Source organism: Pseudomonas alvandae (genome assembly GCF_019141525.1).
GTDB lineage: Bacteria > Pseudomonadota > Gammaproteobacteria > Pseudomonadales > Pseudomonadaceae > Aquipseudomonas > Aquipseudomonas alvandae.
Genome location: NZ_CP077080.1, coordinates 2008991 through 2020483, shown reverse-complemented (window position 1 = coordinate 2020483; position 11493 = coordinate 2008991). Strand labels below are relative to the sequence as shown.

General features: G+C 61.4%; 8 protein-coding genes and 1 pseudogene. 1 reads left to right on the top strand and 8 read right to left on the bottom strand.

What is annotated here, in order from left to right; translation table 11 throughout:
* Positions 1 to 249 precede the first annotated feature (249 nt).
* From KSS97_RS08990 to KSS97_RS08975, 4 genes are read right to left on the bottom strand one after another with little or no spacing between them, the layout of a single operon-like run.
* Entirely contained in the window at positions 250 to 840 is a 591-nt protein-coding gene (locus KSS97_RS08990; protein ID WP_030137699.1) for a nucleotidyltransferase family protein, read from the bottom strand.
* Between the two features lie 20 nt (positions 841 to 860).
* Positions 861 to 1832, bottom strand: a complete 972-nt coding sequence (locus KSS97_RS08985) for an XdhC family protein (RefSeq protein WP_217861477.1) — start codon at positions 1830 to 1832, stop codon at positions 861 to 863.
* Complete coding sequence (locus KSS97_RS08980) at positions 1832 to 4147, bottom strand: xanthine dehydrogenase family protein molybdopterin-binding subunit (protein ID WP_217861476.1); 2316 nt, start codon at positions 4145 to 4147, stop codon at positions 1832 to 1834. Before KSS97_RS08980 ends, KSS97_RS08985 begins: the two co-directional genes overlap by 1 nt.
* Positions 4144 to 4614 carry a (2Fe-2S)-binding protein gene (locus KSS97_RS08975; protein ID WP_217861976.1) on the bottom strand — a complete coding sequence of 157 codons (471 nt, stop codon included), beginning with the start codon at positions 4612 to 4614 and terminating at the stop codon, positions 4144 to 4146. The genes KSS97_RS08980 and KSS97_RS08975 overlap by 4 nt, the downstream gene beginning before the upstream one ends.
* Before the next feature lie 494 nt (positions 4615 to 5108).
* Between KSS97_RS08975 and KSS97_RS08970 the strand changes: the two are divergent.
* Positions 5109 to 7448 (top strand): annotated as a pseudogene (locus KSS97_RS08970) (type VI secretion system Vgr family protein); the annotation flags it as partial.
* A 1614-nt stretch (positions 7449 to 9062) separates the two neighbouring features.
* Here KSS97_RS08970 and murB read toward each other — a convergent pair.
* From murB to KSS97_RS08950, 4 genes are read right to left on the bottom strand one after another with little or no spacing between them, the layout of a single operon-like run.
* Positions 9063 to 10082 (bottom strand): UDP-N-acetylmuramate dehydrogenase, encoded by a 1020-nt coding sequence (gene murB / locus KSS97_RS08965; protein WP_217861474.1) that lies wholly within the window; start codon positions 10080 to 10082, stop codon positions 9063 to 9065.
* Complete coding sequence (locus KSS97_RS08960; RefSeq protein ID WP_030137694.1) at positions 10079 to 10543, bottom strand: low molecular weight protein-tyrosine-phosphatase; 465 nt, start codon at positions 10541 to 10543, stop codon at positions 10079 to 10081. The genes murB and KSS97_RS08960 overlap by 4 nt, the downstream gene beginning before the upstream one ends.
* A complete protein-coding gene (gene kdsB / locus KSS97_RS08955; protein ID WP_217861473.1) occupies positions 10543 to 11307 on the bottom strand; it encodes a 3-deoxy-manno-octulosonate cytidylyltransferase in 765 nt (254 codons plus the stop codon). The genes KSS97_RS08960 and kdsB overlap by 1 nt, the downstream gene beginning before the upstream one ends.
* Positions 11304 to 11489: a Trm112 family protein gene (locus KSS97_RS08950; protein WP_003179363.1), complete on the bottom strand. Its 186-nt coding sequence runs from the start codon at positions 11487 to 11489 to the stop codon at positions 11304 to 11306. Before KSS97_RS08950 ends, kdsB begins: the two co-directional genes overlap by 4 nt.
* Positions 11490 to 11493: the final 4 nt, after the last annotated feature.

Here is an 11493-nt window from a genome sequence, read left to right as displayed (position 1 = left end):
TATTAGGCCAGTTCAAGCTTGCTCGCGAAGGCGGTGGGTCAGCTTGCATCAATAATGAATGTCAGATCGCTTTCGCGAGCAAGCCCGCTCCCACAGGGGGCCGGGGTCGGGTACAAGATTTATGCACCACTGAAGATCCACTGTGGGAGCCGAGCTTGCTCGCGATGGCGTCGGGTCAGCTTGCATCAATAATGAATGTCAGACCGCTTTCGCGAGCAGGCTCGCTCCCACAGGGTTTTGAGTCGCCTGTTATTTGAAGGCCAGTGCTTCTGGCACATCGACATCCCAGGTCACGCCAGGATCATCCACCAGCACTTCAAGCACCTGCGCCCCGGCAAACAACACCTTGGCACCACGATCCCCGGTCAGCGCCATCAGTTTCGGCCCAAACTCCCGACCAAATCCCACCGGATGCCCGTACTCGCCAGCCAGGACTGGCACGCTGATGCCATCCTCACGTATTCCTGCAACGACCTGCTCGATGCTCGACGGCAGGATAAAAGGCATATCGCCCAAGATCATCAGCCACCCATCAAGGTCCGGGCAGGCCTGGACGCCCGCCGCAATGCTGTCGCCCAACCCGGGCGAGTCCAGTTCCACGAAGTCGCACCCGTAAGCCTGGGCCATGCGAATGGCTTGCGGCCGCCCCTTGCCTGTCACCAGCACACGCTTTTCCAACGAGGCCGGCAGGTTGACCAGTACATGCTCGATCACCGATCTGACGGCGCCATCTCGGCCCGCACAATCGGCCAGCAACTTATCCTTTTCCGCACCGGCCACCTGACGGAAACGGCTGCCCGATCCCGCCGCCAGGATAATCACGCCTATCGACTTTCCCATTCGCCCTCCTCGCCCACGGCCTACAGCGATTTTTTCTGCCGCAGTTCCACGCCATTCTTGATGGCCACGATTTCCGCCAGCAGCGACAAGGCGATTTCCGCCGGGGTGTGGCTGCCGATGTGCAAGCCGATCGGCCCATGCAGGCGTCCAATCGCCTCTGTGGACAAGCCTAGCTGAGCCAGGTTATCCCGCCGCTTCTGGCTATTGACCCGCGAGCCCAGGGCTCCGACGTAAAAAGCCTTGGAGTCCAAGGCAGTGAGCAGCGCCATGTCGTCCAGGCGTGGATCGTGGGTCAGGGCTACGATGGCGGTGCGCTCGTCAGTCTGGATGCTCAGCACGGCCTCGTCGGGCATGCCCGAGACGAAGCGGCCATGCTGTTCTTCCCAACCGTAGACGAACTCCTTGCGGGGATCACAAATCAACACCTCGAAATCCAACAAGCGAGCCATTTCCGCCACGTAGCGGGACAGTTGCCCGGCGCCGATCAACAGAAGTCGCCATCGCGGCCCATAAATGGCGCGCAGCACCTGCCCATCGAACACCAGGGCGTCGGTTTTGCTCGCCGGAACCAGAGTCACGCGACCACTGGCCACCGTCAGCTCACGGGCGACGATCTCATGGGCCTCGCAACGCTCCAGCAACTCGGCAACCCAGTGTGGATCGCCCACCCGCTCCTCCGTCAGGCGCAAGGTGCCGCCACACGGCAGGCCAAAGCGCGCCGCCTCCTCGCGGGTGACGCCGTAGGTAATGAGTTGCACCGGCGGCCCCTCCGCCGGAATCCGACCGTCGTGTAACCGGGCGATCAAGTCATCCTCGACACAGCCGCCCGACACCGAACCAATCACCACGCCATCCTCGCGCAGGGCCAACATGGCCCCCGGAGGTCTTGGCGCGGTGCCCCAGGTCTGAACCACGGTAAACAACACCACTCGCTGCCCGGCGCGGCGCCATTCCAGCACGCTGCGCAATACGTTCAGGTCAACGCTGTCCATCAGGCTTTGGCCTGCTGCCAGCCTTGCAGCTGATAACGCACGGGCAGATCGCGGATACGCTTGCCGGTGGCGGCGAAGATGGCGTTGCACAGGGCTGGCGCAATCGGCGGCACGCCCGGCTCGCCAACGCCGCCCAACGGCACCTCGCCCGGCGGAGTGACCAGATGCACCGCCACTTCCTTCGGAGCCAGGGACATGCGCGCGACTTCGTACATGTGGAAATTGTCCTGTTGGACCTTACCGTCCTTGAAACTGATCTCGCCGATCATCGCGTTACCCAGGCCCATGACGCAGGCGCCTTCGAACTGCGAACGGATGCGTTCAGGGTTGATCTGCGGGCCGCAGTCCACGGCAATATCAGCCTTGTGCACGATCACCGTGCCGTCGTCCTTGACCTCGACTTCGATCGCCGCCGCGACATACGTGACGAAGCTGTAATGCACCGCCAGCCCCAGCCCGCGGCCCTTGGGCAACTCTCGCCCCCAACCGGCAGCCTTCGCGGCGGTTTCCAGCACGGTGCGGATCCGCGCCGTATCGATGGGATAGCGCTCGGGAGATTCACCGTAGTTCCAACTGTCATTGAGGCTGTTCGGATCGATCTTGCGGTCCGGGCCGAGCAGCTTCAGGTGATATTTCAGCGGATCCTGGCCGGCCTTGTGGGCCAGTTCGTCAATGAAGCTCTGGATCGCGAACCCATGGGGAATGTTCGACACCGAGCGGTACCAGCCAACCCGCGTGTGGGCCACCGCTTCAGGGTTTTCCAGGCGCATGTTGGGAATGGCGTAGGCCATGTTGGTCACGCCCATCCCCACTTCGAACGGCGCTTCATGGGTCATCCCCGGCGCGAACAGCGCGGTGATGGTCGGGGCCACGGTGCGGTGCAGCCAACCGGAGGGCAACCCGTCCTGGTTCAGGCTGGCCTTCAGGTATTCGGCCGAGACGGTGTGGAAGTACGAATGATGAATGTCGTCCTCACGGGTCCACTGCACCCGCACGGCCTGGCCAGGGAACTCCTTGGCCAGCACGGCCGCTTCGACGACGAAGTCGGGCTTTGACTTGCGCCCGAAACCGCCACCCAACAACGTGATGTTGACCGTGACCTTCTCGAAAGGAATGCCCAGGCGTTCCGCCACGCGCTCACGGGTAACCTGGGGTGCCTGGCTCGGCGCCCAGGCTTCGCATTGACCGTCCTTGAACCGGGCGACAGCGACCATGGGTTCCATGGGCGACTGGGACAGGTGCGGCAGGTAGTACGAAGCCTCCAACGTCGAGTCGGCCTTGGCCAATGCGTCGTCGAGGTCGCCGGTGCTGCGCAGGACTTTTCCCGGCTGGCGGGCGGCCGCTTCCAGTTCCTTGCGGTAGGCAATGGAGTCATAACCGGCATTCGGGCCATCGTCCCACTGGATCTTCAGTGCTTCGCGCCCCTTGATCGCCGCCCAGGTATTCTTCGCCACTACGGCGACGCCGCCCAGGGGCTGGAATTCGGAGGGCAACGGACGCCCCTCGATCTGCAGCACCTTGACCACCCCCGGTACTTTCAGCGCTGCACTGCTGTCAACGGACTTGACCTTGCCGCCATAGACCGGCGGACGCGCCACGACGGCGTAGAGCATGCCATCAAAATGCACGTCGGCGCCGAACACCGCGCGACCGTTGACGATGTCCGCACCATCGATGGCGCGGCTCGCTTCCTTGCCGATATAGCGGAACTCCGACGGCTGCTTGAGACGCAGGCTGTCACGCCCCGGCACTGGCAAGGCACTGGCGGCGGAGGCCAACTCGCCATAACCCAACTCTCGACCTGAAGGCTGGTGCACCACTTTGTGCAGTTGCGCGCGGCATTCGCCCACCGGCACCTTCCACTGGGCAGCGGCGGCCAGTTCGAGCATGGTCCGGGCGGCGGCACCGCAGCGACGCATCGGCTCGTACCAGTGACGCATGCTGCGCGAACCGTCAGTGTCCTGGTTGCCGAAACGCGCCTCGTCCGCCGGTGCTTGCCGAACCTTGACGAGTGCCCAGTCGGCGTCCAGTTCGTCGGCCACCACCATGCTCAGACTGGTGCGCACACCCTGGCCCATTTCCGAACGGTTGCAGATCACCGTCACGCTGCCGTCGGCGGCAATGCTTACGTAAATATTAGGGTCATCGACCGCGCCATGGGGCATCCCCTCGGCGCCGTATTTCTTCTCTTCGGCGAAGGCATCCGGCAACCCCCAGGTGGCCGCCAACACCAGCACGCCGGTAGCGCTGGCGCCCTTGAGGAAACCCCGGCGGCTGAGGTTGCTCAGCACGAAATCATTGGGCAGACGGCTCATGCCTTGGCCTCCTTCAAGTGGGTGGAAGCCTGGCGGATCGCGGTCTTGATCCGGTTATACGTGCCGCAGCGGCAAATGTTGCCAGCCATGGCTTCTTCGATCTGCTCGTCGCTGGGGTTGGGATTGGTCTTGAGCAACGCCGTGGCGGACATGATTTGCCCGCCCTGGCAGTAACCGCACTGGGCCACCGCGGTATCCAACCAGGCCTTCTGGACCACTTGCCCGACCGGGTCGACGTGAAGTGCGTCGATGGTGCTGATGTCCTGGCCTTTCACCGAGCCGATCGGCGTGATGCAACTGCGCGCCGGGGCGCCGTCGATATGAATGGTACACGCGCCGCACAAGCCCATGCCGCAGCCGAACTTGGTGCCGTTGTAGCCGGCCACGTCTCGGATCGCCCACAGCAGCGGCATGTCCTCGGTCACATCCAGTGAATGATCTTTTCCATTGAGTTTCAGGGTAATCATGGGCACGCCCGCATCGTTATCGAGTTATGTGGGTCGAGCCATCTGCCGTTGGGTTATCGGTTCTGTATCGCAGACTGGCTCAGGCTAAATCGGGCTCTCTTGTGCACACGCAAGCAAGCGTCTGCACCGGGCCTTGTGGATACGAATGCTCGCATCGTCAGCCAATTAAATTAACTCAGGATCAAGCAAAACGCCCTGCACAATCCTGCACGAATGAATTTCGACAGAACACCCAGAGCGTTTTACCAGGCTCGATCCTGCCCTTCCTGAATCGGAACAATCACGGCCAGTACGTCCGTCATCCACTGATTTCTGCAAGAAATCGGCTCCCCTGTAGGCAACTTCCTAAGGAAGAGGAACGCGTCTTTATAGGACTCTTCTGAATTTTCAGAACGGGCGGTTTGCCTATGGTATCTGCCCTTCGCCGTGAGCCACTCTGGTCCCCCTCGACAACAAAAGCCACGCGCCATGAGCGTGGGAACCCAGGGGCGACCATGACTAACCCACTCCCGACCTTCTTCGACCACAGCCGCCACACCCTGCGAATCTCCGGCGTCGACACTCACCTCGACGTCCTGGCGTTCACCGGCGAAGAACACCTGAGTCGTCCCTACCTCTACCGCATCGAATTCACCTGCACCGAGCGCGACCTGGCGGCCACCGACGTGCTCAACCGGTGGGGTTATTTCAACCTGTACGCCGTGCCGCCACCGCCGACGCCCAAGGGTTTCACGCCGCCAGTGATCAAGCCGCTGCGCGCCTTTCATGGCGTGATCTCAGGCTTCAAGCGCCTGTCCGGCTCCAACGACGAAGCCCGCTATGAAATCACCTTGCAACCGCGTTTCGCGCGGCTTGGGCGCGGCAAACAGTTTCGCATCTACCAGCAGCAGTCGGTGCCCGAGATCGTCGAGCACATCCTGCGCACGCGCCACGATTTTCGTGGCGAGGAGTTCTATTTCAACCTGGTGCGCCAGTACCCCCGGCGCGAACAGGTCATGCAATACGACGAGAGCGACCTGGCCTTCGTCGAGCGCCTGCTGGCCGAGGTCGGCATCTGGTACCGCGTCACCAGCGACGATCGCCTGAACATCGACGTGGTGGAGTTTCACGACGACCAGCGGCACTACCAGCGCGGCGTCACGTTGCCGTGCCGCCCGCCGTCGGGCTTGTCCGCCGATGGGCAGGATGCGGTCTGGAACCTGCAGACCGCCCACCGGATGGTCGAGCAAAGCATCAATTTTCGCGCCTACCATCACCGCGAGGCCCATGCCTTCCTGGACGGCGAAGTCGACCACACCCGAGGCGCCAAGGGCACCTACGGCGAGGCCTATCACTACGGCGAACCCTACACGGTGCTGGGCGAGCGCTACGCCCTGGACGAAGACCTGCAAAGCGAAAGCGGCTTCTTCTACGCCCGCCTGCGCCACGAGCTCTACCTCAACGACCAGACCCGCCTCAGCGGCACCACCAGCAGCGCCATCCTGGCCCCGGCGCAGCGCCTCGACATCACCGGCGGCGCGCCGAAGGCCTTCGGGACCGGCGCGGTGATCGTCAGCCTGCGCACCGAAGCGGCCCGCGACCGCAGCTTCGTCGCCCACTTCCAAGCCATTCCCTACTCGGAAACCGTGTGCTTTCGCCCCGCGCTGCTGCCCAAGCCGCGCATGGGCGGCACCATCCCCGCCCGCGTCAGCCACCCGGTCGTCAACCCGCCCTACGCCGACCTCGACTTCGAAGGCCGCTACAAAGTGCGCTTCCTGTTCGACCGCGACACCTGGCAACCCGGCCGCGAAAGCGCCTGGCTACGCCTGGCCCGACCCTACGGCGGCGACACCCACGGCCTGCACCTCCCGCTGCAGGCCGGCACCGAAGTGGCCATCGCCTTCGAACACGGCGACCCCGACCGCCCCTACATCGCCCACGCCCTGCACGATGACCGCCACCCCGACCCGGTCACCGCCCGCAACGAACGCCGCAACGTCCTGCGCACCCCGACCAACAACAAACTGCGCCTGGACGACACCCGCGGCCAGGAGCACATCAAGCTCAGCACCGAACACAGTGGCAAGAGCCAGTTGAACCTGGGACATCTGGTGGATGCCGAGCGGCAGAAGCGCGGGGAAGGGTTTGAGTTACGCACCGATGGCTGGGGGGCGATTCGGGGTGGCAGGGGGGTGTTTATCAGTGCGGATGAGCAGGTCAAGGCCAAGGGTGAACAGCTGGATATGACGGCCGCCATTGAACAGTTGGAAAGCGCGCTTTCCCTGGCGCGCTCCTTGGCCGAAGCGGCCCGTAGCGCTCAAGCAACGCCAAGCGACATCGACAGCCAGCAACGCCTGAACCAGGCACTCAACGGATTGAAGCAACCTGGCGTACTGCTGCACGCCCCAAGCGGGATCGGCATGGTCAGCCCCGAAGCCGTATGCCTGGCCTCCGGCGCCGAAAGCGTTGGCATCATCGCTGCGCACAACGCTGATATCGGCGCAGGCCACAATATCACCGCCACCGCGCAGGGCGGCATCAGCGTAGTGGCCAAAGAAGCCGGCCTACAACTCAAGGCTGCCGAAGGGAAGGTCGAGCTACATGCTCAAGGCAACGATCTTCATGCCTTGGCGAAGACCGACGTGAAGATCGAAAGCGTTCAAGGGCGCGTGGAAATCAATGCTCCACAGGAGTTGGTACTCAACTGTGGCGGCGCCTACATCCGCCTGAAAAACGGAGATATCGAATTGGGTGCGCCGGGCAATATTTATCTGAAGGCCACCCATGTGGAAAAAACCCAAGGGGCCAGCCTGAACACACCCGCATCCCCTTTACCAGCCGGTTATGCCGCCGGCTATACGCTCAAAGACGATGCCCAGGCAGCGATGCCGTTTGCCCGCTATCGCGTTACGACCCAACAGGGGGATGTGTTCAATGGAGTAACGGACAGGGATGGGCGGACCATGAGTGTCAATACCTTGGTGCCGGGGGATTTGCGGGTTGAATTGCCTGAGGCAGTTTATGACGAACAACTTCGCTTGATCGGTCCTAACGGTGATTTGGCAAGCAATCTCAGATATTCGGTCACCTTGGTGGATGGCAGCACCGTGGAAGGCGTGACGGATGAACAGGGCTACACGGGGCGCCTCGTAACCGAAAAACCCATACAGGTCACTCAGCTGAAGCTCTTTCCTCCTGAAAAAATGGGATCTTTCTGCTGCGCGGCACTTAACGCTCAGACGTCACTGGACATTGATTTGAGGCCCTTGGACGTTTCTACCAACGACACGAATGTCGGTACTTCCACCCGAAACATCCCGCTGCCCGAAGGCAAAAAACGAGCGCTGACTGCGGGCGAGATCGCCATGGCTAAAACCGTATTCAAGGATGCAATCAACTATACGAAAGTCAAAGTACATCACGGTGGGTGGTGGTTGTTTCTGGGATTTCAGAATACGGCTGTTACACCCAATGTGGAGATGTATTACCCGCAAAGTACAATGTTCTATAGAGACGATTTTTCCGCAACGGGTAATGGCCGGGATAAAGCGCTGTTCATGCATGAAATGACGCATGTGTGGCAATACCAGTTGGGTTTCCCCGTAAAAAAATCGGGCATGCCGGTGACTAGCAGAGGGGCGGCAGCCTATGAATATACTTTGTACAACGACAGCACATTTGCGGAGTACAACATGGAACAACAGGGGGAGATTGTTTCGGACTACTACTTGATTTGCGTTGAGCGCGAACCAAACTCCGTCTGGAATCACAACAATCGGACCAAAGATCCGAGCCTATTGGCACTCGTATTGAAGGACCTCATGATCAATCCTTCTAACAAACGCCATTTGCCAAGTTGAGAAACGTCATGAGGCCTTTCCTATCGTTTTTTTGCGTTGCATTGAGCGCACTTTCTTCTCCAATCGCGGCTACCCCATGGGGAATGCCCGGCGAAGCGGTTATCGATTCAGATAACGGAGAAATGCTTATTTGCGTGCCAAAAGCAGCCCCGAACAGCATAAGGCTTGATTCGATATCGGTGTCTGAGAAAAACCTACGAGATGGGAGGCGCAAGCCAATGTGGGAAATTGAACTGGACCAAAACGGCACGCCTATCCATCTAGGACCTGGAGGTTGTGTTTCCTATGGCTTCTTGCCGTCTGGATATCACGAGCAGGTGGCGTCGACGTCGTTGAGCCCCGGGAACACGTATTACGCAAGAATGAACCTCATCGTTGCCAACCCGGTTCGTCAGAGCATTCTTTTCTATGATGCGGTTTTCTGTGTGGGACAGAGGCGCGAAGGAACGTTTTATTACCGGCAGAACCGGTACGAACCTGATGGAGGAACTGTTAAGGCTGCTTGTTGAATGATTGAGCCCACGGAAGAAGCGCCGGGATAAGCCCAGTTATCCCGGCCCGTCGGTTGAGTCGCAGACCGTCCCAAACCCAACTGCCGATCTGCTCCCCTCAGTACCGATTAGGCTCCATCTCAAGATCAACCTGAAACCGCTCCGCGATGTCCTTCTGGATCCGCCGAGCCAGGTCCAGCAACTCCAGCCCCGTGGCATTGCCGTAATTGACCAGCACCAGCGCCTGCAACTTATGCACCCCGGCGTCGCCTTCGCGAAAACCTTTCCAGCCGGCCCGTTCGATCAACCAGCCGGCGGCGATTTTCATTTGGCCGCCAGGCTGTGGATAAGCCACCAGGTCGGGGTACTGCTCCTTGAGATGCGCCACGTGAGCGGCTGGCACCAACGGATTCTTGAAGAAGCTGCCGGCGTTGCCCAGCACGGCCGGGTCTGGGAGTTTTTCGCTGCGGATGCTGCAGATAGCCCGGCTGACGTCCGTGGGCGTTGCCTGGTCGATGCCTTGTTCGGTCAACCGCTGGCGCACCGGGCCGTACTCCAGATGCAAATGAGCGACACGACTGAGGGCGAAACGCACCCGCAGGATCAACCAGCGATCGGCCTGCTGCTTGAACAGGCTGTCGCGGTAGGCAAAAGCACATTCATCGAGGGTGAAATCGCGCAGCTCACCGGTGTAGCGATCCAGCGCGGTGAGGCCCGCGAAGACGTCCTTTATCTCAACGCCGTAGGCTCCGATGTTCTGCATCGGCGCCGCGCCCACCGTTCCGGGAATCAGGCTGAGGTTTTCCAGGCCCGCCCAACCTTGGGCCAGCGTGTGCTGGACAAATGGATGCCACGGCTCCCCTGCTTCGGCCTCGACCACCACGCGCTCACCGTCATCGCTGAGCAGGCGGATTCCCTGGCTGGCCATGCGCAGCACCAAGGCGTCGATGTCACCGGTCAACAACAGGTTGCTGCCGCCGCCAATGACCAGCAACGGTACGTCGTGACCCGCGGCGTAAGCCAGGGCCTCGCGAACATCCGTATCGCTATGGGCTTCGGCGAACAGCCGGGCTTTTACGTCGACGCCAAAGCTGTTGAACGGCTTGAGGCTGACGTCCGCCTGGACTTGCAAGCTCATAGCCGCCCCTTCAATTCGATCACCAGACGATCCGTGGCGCGCTCGATCAGGTCCAGCACCTGCTCGAAACCTTGCTCACCGTCGTAGTACGGGTCTGGTACGTCGTCGAGTTCGGCCTCGTAACGACGCAGGAACAGATCCAGTTCCGCGCGGGCATTGGCCGGTTGCAGGGCCTTGAGATTGCGCAGGTTGCTGCTGTCCATCGCCAGGATCAGGTCGTAGGCAGCGAAATCGGCCCGCGTCACCTGCCGGGCACGTTGGGCCGACAAGTCGTAGCCGCGACGCAGGGCCGCGGCCATGCTGCGTTTGTCCGGCGCCTTGCCGACGTGCCAGTCGCCAGTACCGGCGGAAGCGACTTCCACCTGCCCCTCCAGCCCGGTCTCGCGCAACTTGTGGCGCAAGATGCCTTCGGCAGTGGGCGACCGGCAGATGTTGCCCAGACAGACGAACAAAACCCGCATCAAGCCTCCAACAGGCGACGGATGCGCTCAAGGTCTTCAATGGTATCGACACCGGTGGGCGGGGCGATCAGCGCATCGGCAACATGGATTCGCACGCCGTGCCACAAGGCACGCAGTTGTTCCAGGGATTCGGTGTTTTCCAGCCAGCACGGGCCCCATGCCACGAAGTCCTGGAGGAAACCGGCGCGATAGGCATAGATGCCGATGTGACGACGGTACGGCACGCCTTCGGGCAACACGTCCGGGTTCTTGGCGAATGCCTCCCGGGCCCATGGCAAGGTCGCCCGACTGAAGGTCAGCGCCAGGCCATTGAGGTCGCTGACGACCTTGACCACGCCGGGATTGAACAGGGTCTGCACGTCCTCGATCGGCTCGGCCAGGGTAGCCATCTGCGCTTCGGGGTGAGCCGCCAGGTTGGCCGCGACCTGATCGATCACGCTGGGCGGAATCATCGGCTCGTCACCTTGCACGTTCACCACGATGGCGTCGGGCGAGAGACCGAGCTTGCCGGCCACCTCCGCCAGGCGATCGGTGCCGGAATTATGATCCTCACGGGTCATCACCACCTCGGCGCCGAAGCCCTTGCAGGCTTCCTCGATGCGCGCGTCATCAGTCGCGACCACGACGCGTTGGGCGCTGCTCTTGCTGGCCTGCTCCCAGACATGCTGGATCATCGGCTTGCCGGCGATCAACAGCAGCGGCTTGCCAGGCAAACGCGTCGAGGCAAAGCGCGACGGAATAACAACGGTAAAGGCAGTGGTCATTTATCCAGGCGCTCGTCAGTGGTCAGAGTGCGAGCTTCGCTCTCGAGCATCACCGGGATGCCATCGCGAATCGGATAGGCCAATCCGGCGCCCTTGCTGATCAGCTCGGTCTTGTCGGCGCTGAGCTTGAGCGGGCCTTTGCAGACCGGGCAAGCCAGGATATCGAGCAGTTTGGTGTCCATGTAA

Excerpts from the sequence above, each read along its gene's own strand:
- KSS97_RS08980 (WP_217861476.1), bottom strand. The coding sequence starts at position 4,147 with ATGAGCCGTCTGCCCAATGATTTCGTGCTGAGCAACCTCAGCCGCCGG.
- kdsB (WP_217861473.1), bottom strand. The coding sequence starts at position 11,307 with ATGACCACTGCCTTTACCGTTGTTATTCCGTCGCGCTTTGCCTCGACG.
- KSS97_RS08975 (WP_217861976.1), bottom strand. The coding sequence starts at position 4,614 with ATGATTACCCTGAAACTCAATGGAAAAGATCATTCACTGGATGTGACC.
- murB (WP_217861474.1), bottom strand. The coding sequence starts at position 10,082 with ATGAGCTTGCAAGTCCAGGCGGACGTCAGCCTCAAGCCGTTCAACAGC.
- KSS97_RS08950 (WP_003179363.1), bottom strand. The coding sequence starts at position 11,489 with ATGGACACCAAACTGCTCGATATCCTGGCTTGCCCGGTCTGCAAAGGC.
- KSS97_RS08985 (WP_217861477.1), bottom strand. The coding sequence starts at position 1,832 with ATGGACAGCGTTGACCTGAACGTATTGCGCAGCGTGCTGGAATGGCGC.
- KSS97_RS08960 (WP_030137694.1), bottom strand. The coding sequence starts at position 10,543 with ATGCGGGTTTTGTTCGTCTGTCTGGGCAACATCTGCCGGTCGCCCACT.
- KSS97_RS08990 (WP_030137699.1), bottom strand. The coding sequence starts at position 840 with ATGGGAAAGTCGATAGGCGTGATTATCCTGGCGGCGGGATCGGGCAGC.